Annotated in this window: 21 protein-coding genes; 11 read left to right on the top strand and 10 right to left on the bottom strand. The window is 71.0% G+C overall.

The annotated features are described in order from the left end of the window. Nucleotides 1-13 precede the first annotated feature (13 nt). Both H0B54_RS01790 and H0B54_RS01795 read right to left on the bottom strand, forming a co-directional pair. Nucleotides 14-1,453, bottom strand: coding sequence for a DHA2 family efflux MFS transporter permease subunit (locus tag H0B54_RS01790; RefSeq protein ID WP_188258993.1), 1,440 nt, complete (start codon nt 1,451-1,453; stop codon nt 14-16). 106 nt (nt 1,454-1,559) lie between these two features. Continuing rightward, complete coding sequence (locus tag H0B54_RS01795) at nt 1,560-2,339, bottom strand: enoyl-CoA hydratase-related protein (RefSeq protein WP_188258994.1); 780 nt, start codon at nt 2,337-2,339, stop codon at nt 1,560-1,562. A 190-nt stretch (nt 2,340-2,529) separates the two neighbouring features. Between H0B54_RS01795 and H0B54_RS01800 the strand changes: the two genes are divergently transcribed. The 3 genes from H0B54_RS01800 (at nt 2,530) to H0B54_RS01810 (ending at nt 6,207) form a co-directional block, all read left to right on the top strand. After that, nucleotides 2,530-4,203, top strand: coding sequence for a peptide ABC transporter substrate-binding protein (locus H0B54_RS01800; RefSeq protein ID WP_188258995.1), 1,674 nt, complete (start codon nt 2,530-2,532; stop codon nt 4,201-4,203). Nucleotides 4,204-4,351: 148 nt separating this feature from the next. Then, nucleotides 4,352-5,317: an ABC transporter permease gene (locus H0B54_RS01805; protein WP_188258996.1), complete on the top strand. Its 966-nt coding sequence runs from the start codon at nt 4,352-4,354 to the stop codon at nt 5,315-5,317. Beyond that, nucleotides 5,314-6,207 carry an ABC transporter permease subunit gene (locus H0B54_RS01810; RefSeq protein WP_188258997.1) on the top strand — a complete coding sequence of 298 codons (894 nt, stop codon included), beginning with the start codon at nt 5,314-5,316 and terminating at the stop codon, nt 6,205-6,207. Before H0B54_RS01805 ends, H0B54_RS01810 begins: the two co-directional genes overlap by 4 nt. Nucleotides 6,208-6,304: 97 nt before the next feature. On the opposite strand, the gene H0B54_RS01815 is transcribed toward H0B54_RS01810, so the two are convergent. The 4 genes from H0B54_RS01815 to H0B54_RS01830 form a co-directional block, all read right to left on the bottom strand. Further along, nucleotides 6,305-6,769, bottom strand: a complete 465-nt coding sequence (locus H0B54_RS01815) for a protease complex subunit PrcB family protein (RefSeq protein ID WP_188258998.1) — start codon at nt 6,767-6,769, stop codon at nt 6,305-6,307. Between the two features lie 8 nt (nt 6,770-6,777). After that, the gene (locus H0B54_RS01820) at nt 6,778-7,398 is read right to left on the bottom strand and encodes a glutathione S-transferase family protein (RefSeq protein WP_188258999.1); all 621 of its coding nucleotides are present in this window, start codon (nt 7,396-7,398) and stop codon (nt 6,778-6,780) included. 139 nt (nt 7,399-7,537) lie between these two features. Then, entirely contained in the window at nt 7,538-8,944 is a 1,407-nt protein-coding gene (hemN, locus tag H0B54_RS01825; RefSeq protein ID WP_211109110.1) for an oxygen-independent coproporphyrinogen III oxidase, read from the bottom strand. Nucleotides 8,945-9,025: 81 nt separating this feature from the next. Next, nucleotides 9,026-9,451: a DUF4112 domain-containing protein gene (locus H0B54_RS01830; RefSeq protein WP_188259000.1), complete on the bottom strand. Its 426-nt coding sequence runs from the start codon at nt 9,449-9,451 to the stop codon at nt 9,026-9,028. Nucleotides 9,452-9,947: 496 nt separating this feature from the next. Here H0B54_RS01830 and H0B54_RS01835 point away from each other — a divergent pair, with 496 nt between their 5' ends. From H0B54_RS01835 to H0B54_RS01845, 3 genes are all read left to right on the top strand, one after another. Next, the gene (locus H0B54_RS01835) at nt 9,948-10,181 is read left to right on the top strand and encodes a hypothetical protein (RefSeq protein ID WP_188259001.1); all 234 of its coding nucleotides are present in this window, start codon (nt 9,948-9,950) and stop codon (nt 10,179-10,181) included. Nucleotides 10,182-10,319: 138 nt separating this feature from the next. Continuing rightward, on the top strand, nt 10,320-11,426 hold the full coding sequence (locus H0B54_RS01840; protein WP_188259002.1) for a TIM44-like domain-containing protein: 1,107 nt from the start codon (nt 10,320-10,322) through the stop codon (nt 11,424-11,426). Nucleotides 11,427-11,573: 147 nt separating this feature from the next. Then, nucleotides 11,574-12,386 (top strand): ImuA family protein, encoded by an 813-nt coding sequence (locus H0B54_RS01845; RefSeq protein WP_188259003.1) that lies wholly within the window; start codon nt 11,574-11,576, stop codon nt 12,384-12,386. Nucleotides 12,387-12,445: 59 nt separating this feature from the next. Here H0B54_RS01845 and H0B54_RS01850 read toward each other — a convergent pair whose 3' ends face one another. Beyond that, nucleotides 12,446-12,616, bottom strand: a complete 171-nt coding sequence (locus H0B54_RS01850; protein ID WP_188259004.1) for a hypothetical protein — start codon at nt 12,614-12,616, stop codon at nt 12,446-12,448. Between the two features lie 248 nt (nt 12,617-12,864). Between H0B54_RS01850 and H0B54_RS01855 the strand changes: the two genes are divergently transcribed. Together H0B54_RS01855 and H0B54_RS01860 are read left to right on the top strand one after the other, a co-directional pair. Next, nucleotides 12,865-13,557, top strand: coding sequence for a tRNA-uridine aminocarboxypropyltransferase (locus H0B54_RS01855; protein WP_188259005.1), 693 nt, complete (start codon nt 12,865-12,867; stop codon nt 13,555-13,557). A gap of 296 nt (nt 13,558-13,853) precedes the next feature. Continuing rightward, the gene (locus tag H0B54_RS01860) at nt 13,854-14,432 is read left to right on the top strand and encodes a tyrosine phosphatase family protein (protein WP_188259006.1); all 579 of its coding nucleotides are present in this window, start codon (nt 13,854-13,856) and stop codon (nt 14,430-14,432) included. A gap of 21 nt (nt 14,433-14,453) precedes the next feature. On the opposite strand, the gene H0B54_RS01865 is transcribed toward H0B54_RS01860, so the two are convergent. Together H0B54_RS01865 and H0B54_RS01870 are read right to left on the bottom strand one after the other, a co-directional pair. Further along, complete coding sequence (locus tag H0B54_RS01865) at nt 14,454-17,741, bottom strand: error-prone DNA polymerase (RefSeq protein ID WP_188259007.1); 3,288 nt, start codon at nt 17,739-17,741, stop codon at nt 14,454-14,456. Nucleotides 17,742-17,751: 10 nt separating this feature from the next. Further along, entirely contained in the window at nt 17,752-19,296 is a 1,545-nt protein-coding gene (locus H0B54_RS01870) for a Y-family DNA polymerase (protein ID WP_188259008.1), read from the bottom strand. A gap of 159 nt (nt 19,297-19,455) precedes the next feature. Between H0B54_RS01870 and H0B54_RS01875 the strand changes: the two genes are divergently transcribed. The 3 genes from H0B54_RS01875 to H0B54_RS01885 all read left to right on the top strand — a co-directional run bounded on the left by H0B54_RS01875 (nt 19,456) and on the right by H0B54_RS01885 (nt 21,873). Then, nucleotides 19,456-19,986 carry a hypothetical protein gene (locus tag H0B54_RS01875; RefSeq protein ID WP_246472213.1) on the top strand — a complete coding sequence of 177 codons (531 nt, stop codon included), beginning with the start codon at nt 19,456-19,458 and terminating at the stop codon, nt 19,984-19,986. Between the two features lie 105 nt (nt 19,987-20,091). Further along, nucleotides 20,092-20,655, top strand: a complete 564-nt coding sequence (locus tag H0B54_RS01880; protein WP_094301816.1) for a HupE/UreJ family protein — start codon at nt 20,092-20,094, stop codon at nt 20,653-20,655. A 102-nt stretch (nt 20,656-20,757) separates the two neighbouring features. Then, nucleotides 20,758-21,873: a TAXI family TRAP transporter solute-binding subunit gene (locus H0B54_RS01885; RefSeq protein WP_188259009.1), complete on the top strand. Its 1,116-nt coding sequence runs from the start codon at nt 20,758-20,760 to the stop codon at nt 21,871-21,873. Nucleotides 21,874-21,886: 13 nt separating this feature from the next. On the opposite strand, the gene H0B54_RS01890 is transcribed toward H0B54_RS01885, so the two are convergent. Next, on the bottom strand, nt 21,887-22,546 hold the full coding sequence (locus H0B54_RS01890; RefSeq protein WP_188259010.1) for a glutathione S-transferase family protein: 660 nt from the start codon (nt 22,544-22,546) through the stop codon (nt 21,887-21,889). Between the last annotated feature and the right edge of the window lie 32 nt (nt 22,547-22,578).

The following is a 22,578-nucleotide window of genomic DNA, read 5'->3' on the forward strand; positions in this document are numbered from 1 at the left end:
GCCCGGTTGCGGCTCAATCGGCGGCTTCGAGCGCGCGCGGCGGCTCCTTGGCCCGCGCGCGGGCGCGGTGGCCGCTGATCTCCGCGCCGGCGTCTGGCGGCAACCGCAGGAAGAACAGGGCCGAGACGCAGGCCATCCCGCCGACCGTCAGGAAGGCCGGCACGAAGTCGGTGGGGGTCAGCGCGGCGCCGGGGCCGCCGGTGACGCTCTGCGTCAGGTGCAGCACCGTCGCCCCGACCGCGACGCCCAGGCTGAGCGAGACCTGCTGCATCACGCTGGCCAGCGTGTTGGCGCGGCTCAGGCACGCCTTGGGCACCTCGGCGTAGGCCAGGCTGTTCAGGCCGGTGAACTGCAGCGAGCGGAAGAAGCCGCCCATCAGCAGCGCGCCCAGGATGACCCAGTGCGCCGTCTCGGGCCGGAAGGCGGCGTAGCTCGCCAGGATCAGGCCGCTGAGCAGCGCGTTGGCGGTCAGCACGCGGCGGAAGCCCAGCCGGCGCAGGATGGGACCGGCCAGCGCCTTCATGGTCAGCGCCCCGGCGGCCCCGGCGAAGGTCAGCGCCCCGGACTCAAACGGCGTGCGCCCGAAGCCGACCTGGAGCATCAGCGGCATCAGGAAGGGCACGGCGCCGATGCCGATGCGGAACAGCGTGCCGCCCATGACCGAGGCGAAGTAGGTCGGCAGCCGCAGCAGCGAGGGGTCGAGCACCGGCCGCTCCATCCCGCGGGCGTGGCGCAGGTAGAGCCACGCGGCGGCGAAGCCCAGCCCCAGCACCCCGGCGACCGCGGCGGGCGGCAGAACCCCGCGCCCCACATTCTCCAGCCCGAACATCAGCGCGGCCAGGGCCAGCGCGCTCAGCATGAAGCCGCGGCCGTCGAAGGGGTCGCGCTCGCTCTCCCGCACGTTGGGGATCAGGGTCAGCACCAGCGCGATCCCGATCAGCCCGATCGGCACGTTGATGTAGAAGATCCAGCGCCAGGAGGCGTAGGTGGCGATGAAGCCGCCGACCAGCGGCCCCAGCGCCGGGCCGATCAGCGCCGGCAGGGTCATCTGGGCCATGGCGGCGACCAGCTTCTCCTTGGGCACCGTCTTCAGCAGGATCAGCCGCCCGACCGGCACCATCATCGCCCCGCCCAGCCCCTGAACGATGCGCGCCCCCACCAGTTCGTACAGCCCGTCCGACTGGCCGCAGAGGATCGAGCCGACGGTGAACACCCCGATGGCCGCCGCGAAGACCGTCCGCGTGCCGTAGCGGTCGGCCATCCAGCCGCTGACCGGCAGGAACACCGCCAGCGCCAGCATGTAGGAGGTCATGGCGAGGCTGAGGCGCAGCGGGTCCTCGCCCATCGACCGCGCGATCTCCGGCAGCGCGGTGGCGATCACCGTCGCGTCCAGATTCTCCATGAACAAGGCGCAGGCGATGATGAAGGGAATGAAGCGGGTGGCGCGGGGCATGGCGACTGCGGAGGATGGAACGACGGAGCGGGGATGGTGATCCCAATCTGGACTTCCGCCGTCCGGAAACCATCGCTATGGGGTGAACCCTGGCATGCGCGAGCGCTCAGCGCCCCGTGAACACCGGCTTGCGCTTCTCCAGGAACGCCCGGTAGCCCTCGCGGAAATCCTCCGTGCCGAAGCAGTGGTAGCATTCGGCGATCTCCGCCTCCGACAGCGGGGCGGGGTCGGACAGGCGGCGGACGAACTGCTTGTGCAGCCGGGCGGCCAGCGGGGCGCCCCCGGCGATGCGCTCGCAGGTCGCGGCGATTTCGCCCTCGAAGGCTTCGTCGGCCACGAGGCGGTGGACGAGCCGCTTGTCCTTGGCCTCCTCCGCGCCGAAGACGCGGCCCTCCAGCAGGATCTCCAGCGCCGCCGGGCCGCCCGCGATGTCGTGGAGCAGCTTCAGCTCGGGCAACGCCATGGAGATGCCGAGCCGGCTGACCGGCACGCCGAAGCGGCTGCCGGTGGTGCAGACCCGCAGGTCGCAGGCCAGCGCCACGGCCAACCCGATGCCGCAGCAGGCGCCCTGGATGGCCGCCAGCGTCGGGTGCGGCAAGTCGCGCAGCAGGGTCAGCCCCTCGTCCATCAGCACGCCGTAGTCGGCGCCCTGCTCAGGGCTGTTGCGCTCCGTCTCGAATTCGGAGATGTCGGCGCCGGGGCTGAAGGCCCGCCCGCCGGCGCCGCGCAGCACAACCGCGCGCACCGTCTCGTCGGCGCCGAGTTGGCGCAGCAGCGGGATCAGCGCCAGCCACATCGGCTTGTCGAAGGCGTTCAGCTTGTCGGGGTTGCTGAGGGTCAGCGTGGCGACGACGCCGTCGCGGGTCAGGGTCACGGTGCCGGCCATGGCCTGTCGGGCTCCCCATCCATTCGGTTGCGTATGGGGCAGACCACAAACACCGGCGGCCCCGTTCCGTCAAGGGCTTCCCTTGGGGCTTCCCTTGGGACGTCGCGAAAGCCGCATCGGCGCTGGACCGCAGGGCCGCGGGTCCCCATAGTTCGTAGCCGGGACTTCACCGGACGGAGATGACGCCGCGATGCGAACGGGATTGGCCGCTTTCACCCTGGCCGCCGCTCTGGCCGCCGCCCCCATCGCCACCCCGGCGCTGGCGGCGAAGGACGAGCTGGTGATCGGCATGACCCAGTTCCCGTCCAACTGGCACCCTTCCATGGAAGCGATGATGGCCAAGAGCTACGTCCTGTCCATGGCGCGCCGGCCCTTCACCGCCTACGATCCCGACTGGCGCCTGACCTGCCTGCTCTGCACCGAGCTGCCGGCGCTGGATAAGGGCACCGCGGAGTACGAGACGCGGGCCGACGGCAAGAAGGGCATCAAGGTCACCTACACCATCAACCCCAAGGCGACCTGGGGCGACGGCACGCCGGTGACGACCGAAGACGTGCTGTTCACCTGGACCGTCGGCAAGCACCCGCAGAGCGGGTACAGCAACTTCGACCTGTTCGCGCGCGACATCGTGGCGATCGACGCGAAGGACGAGCGCACCTTCACCATCCATCGCGACAAGGCGGTGTGCAGCTACGCCGAGATCAACGACTTCGAGATCCTGCCCGCCCATCTGGAGCGTGCGGTGTTCGAGGCCGACCCGGCGACCTACCGCAACCGCTCCAAGTACGAGACCGACACGACGAACCCCGGCCTGTGGTTCGGCCCCTACCGCATCGCCCAGGTCGAGCCTGGCAGCCATGTGGTGCTGGAGTCCAACCCGACCTGGTGGGGCGCGAAGCCGGCCTTCAAGCGGGTGATCGTGAAGTCCATCGAGAACACCGCCGCGCTGGAGGCCAACCTGCTGGCCGGGCAGGTCGACATGGTGCCGGGGGAGACCGGGCTGCCGCTCGATCAGGTGCTCGCCTTCGAGAAGCGGCACGGCAGCCGCTACAACGTCTTCTACAAGCCCGGCCTGTTTTTCGAGCATGTCGAGCTGAACCTCGACAACCCGGCGCTGGCCGACTTGCGGGTGCGCCGGGCGCTGCTCCACGCCATCGACCGCGAGGCGATCTCCAAGCAACTCTACGACGGGCGGCAGCCGGTCGCCCACAACGAGATCAGCCCGCTCGACCGCGTGCACGCGCCGGGCTACCCGACCTACGCCTTCGACCCGGCGCTGGCCGGCAAGCTGCTGGACGAGGCGGGCTGGAGCGAGCGGCGCGCCGGGGTGCGCCACAACGCCAAGGGGGAGCGGCTGTCGCTGGAGATCATGACGACCGCCGGAAACCGCTCTCGCGAGGTGTTGCAGCAGGTGCTCCAGGCGCAGTGGCGGCAGGCCGGCGTGGAGGTGCGCATCGTCAACGAGCCGGCCCGCGTGCTTTTCGGCGACACGCTGGAGAAGCGCCGCTTCAAGTCGATGGCGCTGTTCGCCTGGATCAGCGCGCCGGAGAACATCCCGCGCACCATCCTGCATTCCAGCATGATCCCGACGGAGGGCAACAACTGGGCCGGCCAGAACTACACGGGCTACCGGAACCCGGAAATGGACAAGGTTCTGGAAGACCTGGAGCATGTCTGCGAGCCCGACGCCAACCGCGCGCTGTGGGCGAAGCTGCAGACGCTCTACGCCCAGGACCTGCCGAACCTGCCGCTGTTTTTCCGCGCCGATCCCTTCATCCTGCCGTCCTGGCTGGAGGGTGTGGTGCCGACCGGGCATCTGGATTCCAGCACGCTGTGGATCGAGACGTGGAAGGCGAAGGAGTGAGGGTGTCGCGGGTGTTTGCCCCCACCCTCCCACGCTTGCGCGTGGGTCCCTCCCTCCCCCGCTTCGCAGGGGAGGGAATGGCTCCTCCCCCTGCGCAGCGGGGGGAGGTTGGGAGGGGGGCTCCGCTCAGCAATGCCCCCAACACTCCATGACCCGCTTCCTCGCCTCCCGTCTGCTCCAGGCGCTGGTCGTCCTGCTGCTGATGAGCTTCGTCATCACCGTCCTGATGACGTTGATGCCGGGCGATCCGGTGGACATGATGCTGGCCGGCAACCCGCGCGCCACGCCCGCCGACGCGGCGCGGCTGAAGGCGCTCTACGGCCTCGACAAGCCCCTGCTGGAGCGCTACGGACACTGGCTCCAGGCGGCGCTGACGGGGGATTTCGGCTTCTCGCGGCTCTACGCGCAGCCGGTGCTGACGATCCTCCTGCCGCGGCTGGGCAACACGCTGCTGCTGCTCGGCGCGGCGATGGCGCTGACCCTGTCGGTGGCGCTGCCGCTCGGCGTCTACGCGGCGCGGCGGCCCTACGGCTGGGCGGACAACGCCATCAACCTGTTCTGCTTCGCCGGCATCTCCGTCCCGGCCTTCTGGCTGGCGCTGCTGCTGATCCTGCTTTTCGCGGTGGAACTGCAATGGCTGCCCGCCTCCGGCCTCGGCCCGGTCGGCGGCGAGAGCTGGTGGGAGCGGCTGCCCTACCTCGTGCTGCCGGTGGCCTCGCTGACGCTGGCGAGCATCGGCGGCTACACGCGCTACGTCCGCGCCGCGATGATGGGCGAGCTTCGCCAGGATTACGTCCGCACCGCCCGCGCCAAGGGGCTGGAGGAGGGGCGGGTGGTCTGGCGCCACGCGCTGCGCAACGCGACCATCCCCATCGTGACCATCGTGGCTCTGGAGTTCGGCGCCCTCTTCTCCGGCGCGCTGGTGACCGAGACAATGTTCGCCTGGCCGGGCATGGGCAAGCTGATCTACGACAGCATCATGGGCAACGACCTGAACGTGGCGCTGGTGGCGCTGCTGTTCGCCACGCTGACGACGCTGGCCGGCAACCTGCTGGCCGACGCCGCCTACGCCGGGCTGGACCCGCGCATCTCCTTCAAGGGGGACGGGGCGTGAGGGCGGGGCGGTTCCTGCGGCGCTTCGCCCGCCACCGGCTGGCGGCGGTCAGCGCCCTGCTGCTGCTGGTCCTGGCCGTCGCGGCGGCGGCGGCGCCCTGGGTGGAACACTGGCTGGGGGTGGAGGCCACGGGCATCAGCCTGCTCGACCGCTTCGGCCCGCCTTCGGCCCTGCATCCGCTGGGCACGGACGAACTGGGGCGCGACTTGCTGGTGCGGCTGCTCTACGGCGGGCGGGTGTCGCTGTTTGTCGGCGTGGCGGCGGCGCTGGCCTCCGCCGTCATCGGCACGGGGATCGGGCTGCTGGCCGGCTATTTCGGCGGGCGGCTCGACGATCTGCTGATGCGCGTCACCGACGGGCTGATCGCCTTGCCGCTGCTGCCGCTGCTGATCGTGCTGGGCGCCATCGACCTGACGCGGCTGGGCATCCCGCCGGAGGTGGCGGGGGCGGAGGACGCCAGCCTGCTGCGCATCGTCGTTCTGGTAGCGCTGTTCGGCTGGACAACGGTGGCGCGGCTGGTGCGCGGGGCCACCCTGTCGGCGCGGCGGCGCGACTATGTGCGGGCGGCGGTGGCGATGGGGGCGGACAGCCGCCGCATCATGCTGGCCCACATCCTGCCGAACGTTGCCGCCCCCGCCGTTGTGGCGACGACGCTGACCGTCGGCAACGTGATCCTGCTGGAGTCGGTGCTGAGCTTTCTCGGACTGGGCATCCAGCCGCCGCTGCCCTCCTGGGGCAACATGCTGACCAACGCGCAGGAGCTGGTGGGAACCGCGCCTCTGCTGGCGGTGTGGCCGGGGCTGTTGATCTTTTTGACGGTGATCGCCGTCAACCTGCTGGGCGATGGGCTGCAGGACGCGCTGGATCCGCGGGTGGTGGGGAAGCGCTAGTTGTTGGTGCCCCCACCCTAACCCTCCCCCGCTGACGCAGGGGAGGGGATCATGTTCCCTCTCCTGCGAAGCGGGAAGGGTGGGGGCAAGTGCCCCCTCACTTCTCCCTTTGAAACTTCGCCGTCCCCGCCGCCATCGGGATCAGCCGCACCGCATAAGGCGACGTCTGCATCTGCGCCACCGCTTGGGCCGGACCCGGAACCCGCTCGCGGTAGCCGACGACCACATCGCCGCCCGCCGCCCGCGCGCTGACGATGGACACGCCGTAGCCGCCGGTGTCGCGCGGGCCGAGGAAGACCGCCGCGGCCATGCGGTCGCCGGGCAGGGGACCCGGCGCCGCCTCGCCGACGCGGGCCCAGAGATCGGTCCATTCCTGCGGGTTGCGGGCGACCACATAGGCGCGCTCGTAGGCCTGGCTGCGGTCGCCCTGCCAATAGGTGCCGGGATCGGCGTCGGTGGGAAGCAGGGCCTGCGCCTCCGTCCCGTCCGGTGCGGTCTGGCAGGCGCCCAGCAGGGGGAGCGTGGCGAGGGTGAGAAGGATGGCGGCGGTGGGGCGGCGCATGAGGCGGCTCACTCCGGCACCGCCATGCCGCGCTTGACCGCCGGGCGCTCCGAGACCGCGTCGTGCCAGCGCTTCAGGTTGGGGTAGCGGTCCAGCACGTTGCCTTCCGCCTTGGCGGCCACGGCCACGAAGGGGAAACAGGCGATGTCGGCGATGGAGTAGGCGCCGCCGGCCAGATACTCCGATGCGCCCAGACGCTCCTCCATCGCGGCGTGGATGCGCTGCAGCTCGCCTTTGAAGTAGTCGATGGCGTAGGGGATCTTCTCCGGCGCCATGACCGCGAAGCGGAACTTGCTCAGCCCCGAGGGGCCGAGGTCGCTGACGCCCAGCATCAGCCAGCTCATCGCCTCCGCCCGCTCGTCCTCGTCCTCGGGCAGCAGGCGGCCGGTGCGCTCCGCGTAGTGCAGCAGGATGGCCCCCGACCCGAACAGGCGGCGCTTCCGGCCGCCGGGCAGATCCTCGACGACGGCCGGGATCTTGCCGATCGGGCTGACCGCCAGATAGTCGGGCTGACGGCCTTCGCCGGCCACGAGGTCGACCTTGTGGACCTTGTAGGTGAGACCCAGCTCTTCCAGCAGGATCGAAGCCTTTTGCCCGTTCGGCGAGGCGAAGGTGTAGAGCGTGATCATCGGTGCCCGTCCCTGGAACCTGTTCCTTTGCCGCGTCCGCAAAGATGTTCAACAGGCGCCAGTTTCGCCGATTTGCGCGCGGAAGGCCAGAGGCAGGCAAAAAGCGTCCTTTTTCCTGCCGATCCCAGGGTGCGGCCCCTCACACCGCGCGGCTGTGCTTCCCGGCGCCGGTGGACAGGTAGGTGTCGAAGCGCGCGGCGACGATGCGCATCAGCGGACGGGCGGGCTCCGGCACATGGACGCGGCGGCCCTCCACCACGGCGACCCCGTCGGCCACCAGATCGGCCATGGCCTCCAGGTCGGCGTCGAAGGTCCCGGCGGCCAGCCCATGGGCCTCGGCCACCGCGCCGACGTCCACCGACAGGTCGCACATCAGCCGCACGATCAGGTCGCGGCGCAGCCGGTCGTCGGCGGTCAGCGTCAGCCCCTTGCCGGTCGGGAACCGTCCGGCCTCGACGGCCTGGGCGTACTGGTCGAAGGGAACGGCGTTCTGCACATAGCCCTGCGGCAGCGCCCCGATGGAGGAGGCGCCGAAGCCCAGAAGCACCTCCGCGTCGTCGGTCGTGTAGCCCTGGAAATTGCGGCTGAGCCGCCCCTCGCTCTGCTGCACGGCCAGTTCGTCGTCGGGCCGGGCGAAATGGTCGAGGCCGATGGGCTGGAAGCCGGCGTCGGTGAGCACCCCGGCGATGGCCGCGAACTGCTCCCACCGGCCGAGCGTGCCGGCGAGCGCCGATTCGTCGATCTTTTTCTGGTGCGTCTTCATCCACGGCACATGGGCGTAGCCGAAGACCGACAGCCGGTCCGGCGCCATGGTCAGGGCGATTTCCGCGGACCGCGCGACGCTCTCCACCGACTGGCCGGGCAGGCCGTACATCAGGTCCAGGTTGATGTGGCGGATGCCGTTGGCGCGCAGCCATTCCAGCGCCTGCTCGGTCTGCTCCCGCGGCTGGATGCGGTTGATGGCGGCCTGCACCCCGGCGTCGAAGTCCTGCACGCCGAGCGAGGCGCGGTTGACCCCGGCGCGGCCCAGCGCCTCCGCCATGTCGCGGGTCAGGGTGCGCGGGTCGATCTCCACCGCGATCTCCGCGTCCGCCGTCACGTCGTAGCGCTCGCGCAGCAGGGCGATCAGCGATTCGAAGTCGTCCGGCGCCATCATGGTCGGGGTGCCGCCGCCGAAATGGATGTGCCGCACCCGCAGCCGTCCGGAAATGCGGTCGGCGACCATGCCGATCTCGCGCCGCAGATGGCCGAGATACTCGGCGATGGGTGCATAGCGGGCGACGATCTTGGTGTGGCAGCCGCAGTACCAGCACATCTTCGCGCAGAAGGGCACGTGCAGGTACAGCGACCCCGTGTGGGCCGCCGTGTCCAGCTCCGCCAGCCAGCCCGCGTATCGCTCCGCCCCCACGGCGGCCGTGAAGTGTGGCGCCGTCGGGTAGCTGGTGTAGCGGGGCACCCGCAGCCCGTCGTACTTGGCGAGCAGGGCGGCGTTCAGCGGGGCGGTCGGGGCGGCGGTGGCGCAGGCCACGGGGGAGATCGCGTTCATGGCGGGGAGGATCGTGCAGACCGCCTCCCGCCGCTTTGACACAAGTCAAGCGTTCGAGCGCCCGTCCGTCAGGCTTGCCGGTTACGTGGGGGCGGCCAGCCGGTTCTCCAGATGCTCGAGCAGCAGGTTCAGGTTGCGGCGGTTCGCCTTGAAGCCGATGTCGAAGAGGGTGCCGATCACCGGGACCGAGCCACCGGCCCAATCCACGGCCATGTTGGCGATCATCCGGGCGATCAGGCTTTTCGGAAGGTCGAAGCGGGCGGCCTCCATGACGATGTAGGCGGCCACCACGGTGGTCGCCGTGCTGCCGGCGACCGGGACCAGCGCGGCGATGCCGTCCAGCCCGAAGGGGATGCGCGTGCCGGGAACGCGCCAGCGCGTGTCCATCAGCCGGCTCAGCCGGCGCAGCCGCTCCAGCCGTTCCAGATCGATGTGGATGACCGGCGCCGCCGTGGCGACGCCCGAGAGGCTGGTGGCGGGCGCGGGGCGCGTGCGGATGTCGCTCATGGGGCTTCACCGGAGCAGGAGAGCCGCCGTGGGGAGCCGCCGGCGGATGAAGCCGTGGGCGGAGCCGGTCGGGCGTGACGGGTGAGCAACCCGCGGCTGTGCCCGGCGGTTCCCGGCCTATCTCCATCGGGTGCCCGGCACCACGGACGCGCTCACGGTCCGGGCGGGGGCGTCGTCATACGGATGATCGGGCGGACGCAGGGTCATCGTCCAAACGGAGAGGGGGGATGACGCCCGGATGCGGCGAATGGACGCGCGATCCGGATCTGTCGGAAGCCAAGCGATTGTTGTTCCGGCGATTTTCCCAGAATCGCCGGGTTGTCGGGCGGCCATATGCCGAAGGCCTCTCTGGTCTGGGGCGTCCTTAGGCACAACAATGGTGCGCGCAGGTCGAGACTTTAGACCGAAAAGAACCGAACGGGCACCCGCTCCACAGGGTGATGGGCGGGGCACCAGTCATCGGAAAAACAGGTCGGAAAAAACAGGGAGGATCATCATGACCACGCTTTATTGCGCCTGCTGCGGACAGCCGTTCCGCCGCAGTTCGCCGCGCGGGCCGGCGCCGCTCTATTGCTCGCGCGACTGCCGCCGCCAGATTGAGGTCCGCCGCCGCGTCTGGACGTCGCTTCAGGCGGCGGAACGGACGGCCGCCGTGCCGCCGCGGGTCGTTCCGACCGGTGCGGGGTCTTTCCATAGGGTGGAAACAGTGTGGGAGCGCGCCTCCGCCTGATCGGGCGCCACGCGCGGTCTGCGTATTTTTTGGCCGGTTTGGTTGCCGCCCCTCTAAAACAGCAGGGCTGCCATACCATATAGGAGGACGCTACATGATTGAGCGTCCCCCGAACCGAGGGCTTTTCCGAACACGGCCATGACCCAGAACACGCGATCCCCCCGCACCGTTACCCGCACTCCGGCCCGCGCCTTCGGCGCCGTCGCTCTGGCGCTGGCCGTGGCGCTGACCGCCGGCACCGCCGACGCCCGCGCGGGCAAGAGCAGCTCCGTGGGCAGCCGCGGCTCGCGCACCTACGAGGCGCCGGCCCAAACCAACACTGCTCCGCGCGCCGCCCCGATGGAGCGCTCGGCCGCCCCGACCCAGACTCCGGGCGCGCAGCAGCCGGGCATGCAGCAGCCGGGCATGGCGTCCCCGGCGGCGGCGCAGCGCGGCGGCTTCTTCTCGCGCGGCGGCTTCATGCCGGCCCTGATGGGCGGCCTGATCGGCGCCGGCATCGGCGGGCTGCTGTTCGGCGGCGGCTTCTTCGACGGGCTGGGCAGCTTCGCGGGCATCCTGGGCTTCATCCTCCAGATCCTGCTGGTTGTTTTCCTGGTCCGGCTGGCCATGCGCTTCTTCCGCAACCGCTCGGCGGGCGCGGCGCGGCCGGCGGGCATGGGCGCCTCCAACACCGCCTATGCCGGCCCGAATCCGGGCGCCATGAACTCCGGTGCCCAGAACCCCGGAGCGATGAACCGCGACGCGGCGGACGTGCGCTACAACCCGCTGGGCGGTGGCGCTCGCGGTGGTGCTGCCGCTGGTCCGGCCTCGTCCGGCCGTCCGGGCGTGCGCCGTGACGACGTGGGCATCGGCCCGGCCGACTACCAGGCGTTCGAGCAGACGCTGGTCACGGTCCAGACCGCCTACGGCAACGAGGACCTGATGGCCCTGCGCAGCGCCGTGACGCCGGAGATGGCCTCCTACTTCACCGAGGAACTGGCGGCCAACCACAACCGCGGCGTGGTCAACCGTTTGTCCGACGTCCGCCTGCTCCAGGGCGACCTGGCCGAGGCGTGGCGCGAGGGCAACGTGGAATACGCCACCGTGGCGATGCGCTTCTCGCTGACCGACGTGACGGTGGACCGCGCGAGCAACCGCGTGGTCGAGGGCGACCCCAACCGTCCGGTCGAAGCCACGGAAATCTGGACCTTCACCCGTCCGCGCGGCGGGCGTTGGGTCCTGTCGGCGATCCAACAGGCCGGCTGATCCACTCTCCACTCCTCAACCGGTCTTGCGAGGGGGTGTCCGAAAGGGCACCCCCTTTCATTTTGGGATGCATTTCCCGACTCCCCTGGACGGTTTGGGCATGATAGAACATGTCAGGAACAAATACCTGACCAGCGGAAGTGAGTCATGCCCGAACTTCCCATGCCCAACCTCCAGAGTTTTGAAGCGCCCCCGCCGGACCGGGCGACCGTTCTGGCCGATCTGCGCGCCCGCATCCGGGGCCTGGAAGGGCTGGGCGGGGAGGGAACGCGGGTGCTGCCCTTCGGCCTGCCGGACCTTGACGGGGCCTTTCCGGCGGGGGGACTGCCGCTCGGCTGCCTGCACGAGGTGGCGGGGGAAGAGCCGGGGGCCGGCACGGCCTTCGCCGCGCATCTGCTGGCCCGCCTCGCCAGAGAGGCGGCGCCCGCGCTGTGGGTCGTGCGCGGGCGCGACCTGCACGCCGCCGGGCTGGCCGCCTATGGGCTGACCCCGGACCGGCTGATCGCCGTGCGCGCGACCCGCGACACCGACGCCCTGTGGGCGATGGAGGAGGCGCTGCGCTGCAAGCGGCTGTCCGCCGTGCTGGGGGAGGTCGGGGGGCTGGACCTGACGGCGAGCCGACGGCTGCAACTGGCCGCCGAGTCGTCGGGTGTGACGGGATTCCTGCTGCAGAGCACCGCCCGCCGCTCGGCGGCGAGCGCGGCGGTCACCCGCTGGCGGATCGCGCCGGCTCCCAGCCGGACGGAGGAGCCGGGCGTGGGCGATCCACACTGGCGCGCCGAACTGGAGCGCTGCCGGGGCGGTCGCCCGGGGGCGTGGCTTCTGGAATGGCGTGACGGTGCCCTGGTCCCGGCGCAAGCACCGGAGCGGGCCGTTCCCACGCCTGCATCCACATCCACCCCGGTTCGGCGTCCGGCTCCGACGGGCGGAAACGGAGCGTCCTGGGCCGAGGTGGCGTGATGCGGACGGACGTACGGGCGGTGATGTCGCTTACACGACAGCCGCCCGTCGTTTTCCGGTCAGTAGTTGGTGGCCCAGTCGGGCAGAGGATGCCCGGTTTCGCCATCCGGATCGGCGTCGGGCGGAAAGGGCGCGTCGTCCGCGTAGAGCGGCAGTTGCCGGGCGAATTCCGCCGATTCCTGGGCCCGGCGTTGCTCCAGCAAGCGGGCGGCCAAATGAGCGGGCAGCATGGCAAGCCTCCTTCTGAGCGTCGGGAGAGCCTGGGGAGCGGTCCTGTCGGCCGCCCTCGGCCCAACCCGTCCTGTGTGTCTGGACGCTATCATGCAAGGTCCAGGCCTCTAAGTGATGCAGATCACGCGTTATGCAAACTTTAATGCGCCCGGTTTCTTTTTCCGGCCCCGTTTCTTTTTTCGGGCGGCAGGCCCATAGTCCCCGCCTCCCGTTTTTTTCCGCCGATGTTCCTTCTTCGAGACCGACCATGCACGCCGAACCCTGCCCCGCCTGCCTAAAACCTATGCATTTGTGCGTTTGCGAGGCGGTGGAGCCGATCGACAACGCCGTCTTCCTGCTCATCCTCCAGCACCCGCAGGAAAAGCGCGAGACTCTGGGCACCGCGCAGATCGCCCATCTCCAGTTCAAGAACTCCGCGCTGAAGGTGGGGCTGAGCTGGTCGAACCTGAAGCGCATCCTGGGGCGCGAGGTCGATTACAAGCGCTGGGGCGTGCTCTATCTCGGTCCGGTCAAGCAGGGTGCCGGCCCCCTGCCGGAGGTGTCCGTGGTGGACAAGGGCGGCGTCCCGCAGAAGGACAGCGAGCTGGTGCTGGGCGACCTGGAGGGCGTCATCGTCCTGGACGGCACCTGGAGCCAGGCCAAGACGCTGTGGTGGCGCAACCCGTGGCTCCTGAAATGCCGCCGCATCGTGCTGAACCCGCAGTTCCGCTCCCTCTACGGGCAGGCCCGCAAGGAGCCTCGGCGCGACAGCGTGTCGACCCTGGAGGCCGCCGCCTTCCTGCTGTCGCGGCTGGAGGCCGAGCCGGCGATCCTCGACCGCGCGCTGAAGCCCTTCGCGCTGCTGCTGAAGAAGCTGCGCGCCCCGCGCCCGCGCCCCGTGGCGCCGCCCCGCGCGGAACCGGCCGCGGAGCCCGCTCCGGATCAGGACGGGGCGGAATAATCCGCGTTTCTTCCGGGATCGCCCTTTCCGGGTAAGCCCCCCTCGACCGGGTCGGCCGCGGCAACCAACGCGCTGTTGTGCTGTTGGGGATTGCATCGGCCGTTCCGGCCTCAACCAAGGGAGCGATCCATGAAGGGCGTTTTGCTGTGGCTTGTCGGGATTCCCATTCCGATCATTCTTCTGCTGTATCTGTTCAACGTCCTCTGATTGGGCCTCTGATCAGCTTGACGGCACGGACCGGCGGCGCCACATGCGAACCGCGCCGCCCTCCGCGCGCACGGCAAGAGACGAGGACCATGGCCCGCGATTTCGTTCCCTTCGGACTGACCGTCTGCGGCATCGAGGAGCTGAACGGCTTCTGCGAGGCCGGCGTGACCCACGTCCTGTCGATCCTCGATCCCGGCCACCCGGAGCCGACCGCCTTCGGTTCCTACGGCGAGCACAAGCGGCTGGAACTGCGCTTCCACGACATCATCGACCCCTACATGGGCCAGTCCCTGCCGCAGCGCGCCGACGTCGAGCGCATCCTGGCCTTCGGGCGCGACCTGATGACCGAGCCGACCGGGGTGGGTGGGCTGCTGGTCCATTGCCACGCCGGCATTTCGCGCTCGACCGCCGCCCTGACCATGATCCTGGCCCAGGCCAGCCCCGACCGGCCCGCCGCCGAGGCGATGGCCGCCGTGGTCAACATCCGCCACAAGGCGTGGCCCAACCTCCGCATGATCGAGTTCGCCGACGAGATCCTGGAGCGCCGGGGTGAACTGGTCGATGCCGTCCGCGCCCGTCACCGGAGCTACGGCCGGGAGCGTCCCGATCTGGTCCAGTTCATGATCGACAACGGCCGGGTGCGCGAGGTCGCGGACCTGATCGACTGACCGTTCCTTTCGACCCCCTGCTCAGCGGAAATTCCGGCCTTCCGGGAAGACAGCGGCGGCGGAGCGGCTGGGCAGCGCGTCGGGGTCGGTCAGGTCGCGCAGCCGGTGCGTCAGGTCGGTCAACCGTTCGACGCGCAGGTGGATGACCTCGCCGCCCTCCTCGTTGGGCTTGCCGGTGCGCTCCACCCGGCCGGTGGCGGCGATCAGGCGGGCGCCGAGGATCGTCTTGCGGAATGTCTCGAACACGTCCGGCATGATGACGAGGTTGGCGATGCCGGTCTCATCCTCCAGCGTGATGAAGACCACGCCCTCGGCGCTGCCCGGCCGCTGCCTGACCAGCGCCAGCCCCGCCACGGTCAGCCGCGTCCCGGCCCGCACCCTTCCCAATCGCTCGGTCGGGGCCACCCCGGCGAAGCCGTCGCGCAGCAGCGCCATGGGATGCGCCTTCAACGACAGGCACAGGCTGCCGTAGTCCATCACCACATGCTCGCCCAGCGCCATGGCGGGCAGGAGCGCTTGTGGCTCCTCCCGGGCGGAGTCGGCGAGGCCGGCAAACAGCGGCAGCGGCTGCGCCCCCAGCGCCTTCACCGCCCACAGCGCGGCCCGCCGGTCCAGCCCGACGGAGCGGAAGGCGTCGGCTCTGGCCAGCCGCTCCAGCCCGGCCACCGGCATGCGGGCGCGGCGCCACAGGTCGTAGGGATCGCGGTAGCCCGCCCCGCGGCACAGCACCAGCCGCCGGGCGTCCTCCTCGTCCATCCCCCGGACCAGCCGCAGGCCGAGGCGCAGGGCATGCCTTATTCCCTCTCCCGCCCCGGGAGAGGGTGGCCGCGCAGCGGCCGGGTGAGGGTGCATCCAAGGATTGGCGCGCTGATTCTCGGCGTTACCCTCACCCTCCCGCCTTTGGCGGGTCCCTCCCTCTCCCGGGGCGGGAGAGGGCAACAGGGGTTCCAGCGTGCAGTCCCAGTCGGAGGCGTTCACGTCCGGGGGAAGCACGGTCACCCCGTGCTCGCGGGCGTCGCGGACGATCTGGGCGGGGGCGTAGAAGCCCATGGGCTGGCTGTTCAGCAAGGCCGCGGCGAAGACGTCCGGATGATGGCACTTCATCCAGGCCGACACATAGGCCAGCAGGGCGAAGCTCGCCGCGTGGCTCTCGGGGAAGCCGTACTCGCCGAACCCCTCGATCTGCTGGAAGCAGCGCTCGGCGAAGGCGTGGTCGTAGTTGCGGGCGACCATCCCCTTGATGAAGCGGTCGCGGAAGGTGTGGACCAGCCCGGTCTTGCGGAAGGTCGCCATGGCGCGGCGCAGCCGGTCGGCGTCCTCCGGGCTGAAGCCGGCGCCGACAATGGCGATCTTCATCGCCTGCTCCTGGAACAGCGGCACGCCAAGCGTCTTCCTCAAAACCTTCTCCAGCTCGGGAGACGGGTAGTTGACCGGTTCCTCGCCGGTGCGGCGGCGCAGGTAAGGGTGGACCATGTCGCCCTGGATCGGGCCGGGACGCACGATGGCGACCTCGATCACCAGATCGTAGAAGGTCTTGGGCCGCAGGCGAGGCAGCATGGACATCTGCGCCCGGCTTTCCACCTGGAAGACGCCCAGGCTGTCGGCCCGGCACAGCATGTCGTAGGTCGCGCGGTCCTCTTGCGGCACCGTCGCCAGCGTCAGGTCGCTGTCATAGTGCCGCTTCAGCAGGTCGAAGCCGCGGCGCAGGCAGGTCAGCATCCCCAGCGCCAGAACGTCCACCTTCAGGATGCCCAGCGCGTCGATGTCGTCCTTGTCCCACTCGATGGTCGTGCGGCCCTCCATGGCGGCGTTGGCGACGGGGCAGAGGTCGCTCAAGGGGCCGCGGGTGATGACGAAGCCGCCGACATGCTGCGACAGGTGGCGGGGGAAGCCGATCAGCTCCTGCGCCAACTCCAGGGTCTGGCGCAGCCGCGGGTCGTCGGGGTCGAAGCCGTACTGCCGGGCGCGCTCCTCGTCCACGCCGTGGCGGCTCCACCCCCAGACGGAGCCGGACAGCCGCGCCACCAGATCGGCGGACAGCCCCATGGCCTTGCCGACCTCGCGGATGGCGCCCCGCGCGCGGTAGCGGATGACGGTGGCGGTCAGCCCGGCCCGCTCGCGCCCGTATTTCCGATAGATGTACTGGATGACCTCCTCGCGCCGCTCATGCTCGAAATCCACGTCGATGTCCGGCGGCTCGTTGCGGGCGGCGGAGATGAAGCGCTCGAACAGCAGGTCGAAATGCACCGGGTCGACCGCGGTGATGCCCAGGCAATAGCAGACGACCGAATTGGCCGCCGAGCCGCGGCCCTGGCACAGGATTTCCTGCGAGCGGGCGTAGCGCACGATGTCGTGCACCGTCAGGAAATAGGGCGCGTAGCCCAACTGCCCGATCAGCGCCAGCTCGTGGTTCAGGGCCTTCGCCACCGTCTCGGGAACGCCGTCCGGGTAGCGGCGGGCGGCGCCGGCCCAGGTCAGGTCGGTCAGCGTCTCCTGCGGGCTGCGCCCGTCCTCGGCCACCTCGTCCGGGTATTCGTAGCGCAGCTCCTCCAGCGAGAAGCGGCAGGCGGCGGCGACCTCCACCGTGCGGGCAACCGCCTCGGGGTGGCGGTGGAACAGGCGGGCCATCTCCACCCCGGCCTTCAGGTGCCGCTCGGCGTTGGCGGACAGGCGCCAGCCCGCCTCGTCGATGGTGGTGCCGCTGCGGATGCAGGTCATCACGTCGGCCAGCGGGCGGCGGGCGGGCGTGTGGTAGAGCACGTCGTTGGTCGCCACCAGCGGCACCCGCTCCGCCTCGGCCAGCCCGGCCAGCCAGGACAGCCGCCGCTGGTCGTCGCCGCGGTAGCGGTGGCTGGCGGCGAGGTGCAGGCGGTTCCCCAGATCGTTGCGCCAGCCGCGCAGCGCGTGGATGAAGGCGGGGTCGCGGTCGTCCGGCGGCACCAGCAGGAACAGCATTCCCTCCGCATGGTCCAGCACATCCGCGCGACCGATGAAGCAGGCCCCCTTGGGCGCCCGCCGCTTGCCCAGCGTCAGCAGCCGCGACAGCCGCGCGTAGGCCGCCCGATCGGTGGGGTAGGCGAGCAGGCTGTCCGCGTCGGTCAGGTCCAGCCGGCAGCCGACGATCAGGCGGAGGCCGTGCTTGCGTGCGGCGGCGTGCGCCTGCACCACCCCGGCCAGCGAGTTGCGGTCGGTCACCGCCACGGCGGCGTGGCCGAGGCCGGCGGCGGTCAGCGCTAGTTCGTCCGGGTGGGACGCGCCCTCCAGGAAGGTGAAGCTGGTGGAGACCTGGAGTTCGGCGTAGGGGGTCATGGCGGCCCCCTCACCCGAAGAAGCCGTGCAGGAACCACAACGCCGCCACGCCGGGCCGGTACAGCCCCTGGCGGAAGACCCAGAAGCGGCGGCCGGCCTCGTCCTCGACGCGGTAATAATCGCGGGGCTCGCCGCTGCGCCGCCACCATTCGGCCTCGATCCGCTCCGGCCCGTCGGCTCGTCGGATGCGGTGCTGGACGCCACGCCAGCGGAACATCGCCGGCGGGTCGTCGGGAACCAGGGCCATGGCTTCGATGGGCTCCGGCGGGGTGAGCAGCCGCACCGGGCGCGGGCGGTCGGCGGGCCACAGCGCACCGCCGGGGGCATCCGTGAAGGCGGGGGCGGGGGCCACGCTGCGCTCCGGCAGCCAGCTTTGCCGTGGGACCAGGCGCAGCACCGCCCGCTCCCCCAGCCGGTTGCCCAGCCGGTCCATCAGCTCGCCCAGCTCCGGCTGCCCGTCCATGCCCCCATCCGTTGTGCCATCCAGCGCGGCCTGCGCGGCGGCGAGCGGGCCGGCCTCGGTGGCCGACAGCACCATCAGCTCCAGGCCGGGGCCGGGCTCCACCCGGTCGAGCTTCTGGACGAACAGCCGCATCAGCGCGTCCGGGCGGCGCACCGGGCGGCCGGTGCCGATGGCGAGCGTCTGGGGCGCGTCCTCCAGCCGGCGGTCCACCCGGTGCAGTTCCAACCGCAGGCGGCGGGCGCCCTCGCCGGTTTTCTCCAGCCCGGCGCAGAGGGAGGCCAGCAGGCGGCGCAGCGCCTCGGCGATGGCCTCGGCGGTGGTGAGCGGCTCGGGCAGGGCGAGGCGGGCGCTGTGCGGCGGCACCGGCAGGCGGGGAGACAGCGGCTCGTCCAGCCGCCCGTAGGCCTGGTCGAGCCGCCGCAGCGGCTCCGGCCCGAAGCGGGCGGCCAGCGTGGCGCGGGGAATGGCGTGCAGATCCCCGATCCGCCGCAAGCCCACCGCGGCCAGCCCCTCCACGGTGGCGGCGGGCAGACGCAGCGCGGCGACGGGGAGGGGGGAGAGGAGGGTGTCGGCCCGGTTGCCCCTACCCTCCCGCTTCGCGGGTCCCTCCCTCCCGAACCGCGCCAGCGCCCAGGCCGCCGCGGACGTGTCCGCTACCGCCAGCCGCGACTCGAAGCCCGCCGCGGTCAGCCGGGCGGACAGGTCGGCGGTCAGGGCCGCCTCCCCGCCGAACAGGTGGGCGCAGCCGGTGATGTCGAGCGCCACCCCGTCCGGGCCGTCCGGGGAGGTCCACGGGGTGTAGCGCGTGCACCAGCCGGCGATCCGCTCCAGCAGGCGGGCGTCCGACTCGGGATCGGCGTCGAAGACGGCCAGGGCGGGTTCGATGGCGCGGGCGTCGGCCAGACTCATGCCGGGCCACACCCCGGCCTCCTCCGCCGCGCGGTTGACGGCGGCGACGCCCAGCCGCCCGCGCTCGGCCAGGATGGCGGCCAGGGGGTGCCCGGGCCGCTCCGGATGGCGGCGGCTGTGGGCGTCGGTGGGCAGGCGCGGCAGCCACAGGGACAGGATGCGCCGTGCCGTCCGTTCCGCCATGCCCAGCCCTCCCTTCGCCGATGTGAATGCCAACAGTCTCGGTTCGAACAAAACAAGAACATTCTAGCGGCAAAAGCCGGCGGTTGGGAGTCTCCTTACGGCCTCACCAAGAAGAGGGAGATGGGCAGGGGGCCTTGTCCCGCCTTCGCGGGACACGACATGGTTGGTATGACACCGATCCGCCCCACCGCCGTGTTCCTGCCCGTCGCCGTCGCGTTCGCCGTCCTCACGCTGGGGGCGTGCGCGACGGAGGTGCGCGACGAGATGCCGGGACGGGCCCAGGCGGCACCGCCGGTGTCCGCGCAAAGCGGCGGCCTAAAGACGCTGCGCCAGATCCAGGCGGAGGAGAACGCCCGCCCGACTCCCGCACCGCGGCCAGAGCCTGCACCCGCTCCGCCGCAAAAGCTCTCCGACGCCTCGCAGACGCCCAACCAGCCGCCGCCGGTGCGCCGCCGCGGCAGTTCGTCCCCGCCGCCGCCACCCATCGACCAGCCGGCCACGCCCGCCCTGCCGGCGCCGGGGTCCACCCAGGGGCTGACCGACCGCGCCAAGCGCGACCTGATGAGCCCGGAGGTCGACCGGCTGCGCACCGACGACGCCATGGGCCGGCTCGACCCGCTGCAGCAGCGCGACCTGCTCCGCAAGCAGCAGGACCTCCGCCAGTACGGCCCCGGCCCCCTGGGTTACTGATGTCCAGCTTCTGAAAGCCCTCGGCTCTGGTCACTTGACCCCACCCCGCGCAGCGGCCATACCGGCCCGGTGCTGCGCGAAGTCGTTGGGGAAAAGGGGTAGGGGATGGTGGCGATCCGGTCGGTTCTTCTGGCGCTCATATTGATCGGTGCCGGGACCGCGCCCGCGCTGGCGCGGATGACGGTGACCGGGCCGTTCGGCACCGGCCTGACCGAACCCGTGTGGGTGCTGCAGCATCTGCTCGGATTCCTCGCCATCGGGCTGTGGAGCGGGCAGAACGGCGGCGCCTCCGTCTGGCAGCTTCCGGTGGCGGCGCTGACCGCGGTGCTCTCTGCCGGGCTGGCCGCGCAGATCGGCATCCGTCTTCCCTACGCCGCGGAAGGGCTGTCGGCGTCGCTGATCCTGATGGGCGGGCTGGTCGCCTTCGGGCTGAAGGCTCCCCTGGCCCTGGGTGTGCTGACGGTCGCCGCGGCGGGGGTCTTCCACGGCTATGTGCATATGGGCGGGCCGCTGTTCTGGGCGGGGCTGTCGTCCGGCGTGATGCTGGTCATCTGCGCCGGGCTGGGCCTGTCGGTGGCGCTGGGGCAGGCGGCGTCGGGCCGCGTGGTGCAAATGTGTGGCGGCGCGGTAGCACTCGCCGGGGTTCTTGATCTGACGGGCGTCTTTTAAGCCCCCGACGCCTTGAAAAAGCCCGGCTGCGGGTATTCTTGTAAGAGCGTGTCCAACACACGCCGCCGGGACGGCTGGCCAGCAGGAAAGGTGGACCCGCCGGTGCCGCGCGCAGGAGCCAACCCCCGCCTTTCCGCCGAAGGCCCCGCCGGTCCTTCGCCCAGCCGCCGCCCATGCCGCCGTCAGGTCCTCGCCGGTGTCGCGGGGGCCGCTCTGCTCGGCCTGCTGCCAAGGGGCGCGGCGGCGCAGGACATCCGCTATTTCCGGATCGGCACGGGCACCACGTCGGGCACCTATTTCCCGATCGGCGGGCTGATCGCCAACGCCATCTCCAACCCGCCCGGCTCCCGCCCTTGCGACCGCGGGGGAAGCTGCGGCGTGCCGGGGCTGATCGCGGTGGCGCAGGCCACGCTCGGCTCGGTGGAGAACATCGAGCTGCTGCGCTCCGGCGCGGTCGAGGCCGGGATGTCCCAGGCCGACATCGCCTATTGGGCCTACACTGGCTCCGGCATCTTCCACGGCAAGGCGCCCTTCGAGGGGCTGCGCTCCATCGGCATGCTCTACGCGGAGGCGATCCAGCTCGTCGTGCGCGCCGACAGCGACCTGCACAGCGTGGCCGACCTGAAGGGCAAGGCCGTCTCGCTGGGGGAGGAGGGCTCCGGCGTGCTGGTGGAGGCGCGGGCGATCCTCGACGCCTTTGGCGTGAAGGAGGCGGAACTGCGGCCCTCGGCCTACCTGAAGCCCGGCACGGCGGCGGACCGGCTGGCCAAGAAGGAGCTGGACGCCTTCTTCATGGTCGGCGGTTTTCCGGTGGCAGCGGTCACCGACGTGGCGAACCGTGAGCCGATCCGTCTGATCCCGCTCGACGGCGAGATGGCCGACCGGCTGCGCATCCGCCAGCGCTTCTACATGGACCAGACCATCCCCGCCGACACCTACCCCGGCGTCCCGGAGATTCACACGCTGGGGGTGGGGGCGGAGCTGCTGGTCCGCGCCGACCGCGACCCCGGCCTGATCCACGGCGTCACCAAGGCGCTGTGGCACGAGAACACCCGCCGCCTGCTGATCGAAGGCCACCCCAAGGGACGCAGCTTCGACGCCACCAAGGCGGTCGCCAACGTCTCGGTGCCCCTGCATCCGGGCGCCGAGCGCTACTACCGCGAGGTTGGGCTGATCGGCAACGCCGCCAACGAGCCGACGGGAGGGGCGACGCCCTGACCCCTTTCGGCTGTCAGATGGTCCGTTCGTCGGCGTAGATGTCCCATGGCTCGGCCTTGGCGGCCTCCACCCACTCCTTCATGGCCGGCAGGTCCATCACCGCCCGCGCGTAGTCGCCGCACAGCCCGTCCATCTCCACCCCGTAGGTGAGGAGGCGCGTCACCACCGGCGCGTACATGGCGTCGGCGATGGAGAAGTCGCCGAACAGGAAGGGGCCGCCCGCCCCGAAGCGGGACCGCGCGTCGCGCCACAGGGCGAAGACGCGGGCGATGTCGGCCTCGCTTTCGGCGTTGCGGCCCACGCCGGGGCGGAAGGCCTTCAGGTCCATGGACATGTGGGTGCGCAGGCCGGCGAAGCCCGAATGCATTTCCGCCGAGACCGACCGTGCCACCGCACGGGCATGCGCGTCCGCCGGCCAGAGGGCGGCCTCGGGGAAGGACTCCGCCAGATACTCGCAGATCGCCAGCGAATCCCAGATCACCCGGTCGCCGTGCCGCAGGCAGGGCACGCGGCCGGAGGGCGAATGCTCCGCGATGCGGGCCGCGGTGTCGGGCTGGCGCAGCGGGATCACGATCTCCTCGAAGGGTTGGCCGGTCCGCTTCAGCGCCAGCCAGGGCCGCAGGGACCAGGAGGAGAAGGCCTTGTTGCCGATGACCAGGGTCAGGTCGTCCATGGGTGCGCCTCGGTTGCGAAGGGAGGGGGGCG

It is taken from the genome of Azospirillum tabaci (assembly GCF_014596085.1).
GTDB lineage: Bacteria > Pseudomonadota > Alphaproteobacteria > Azospirillales > Azospirillaceae > Azospirillum > Azospirillum tabaci.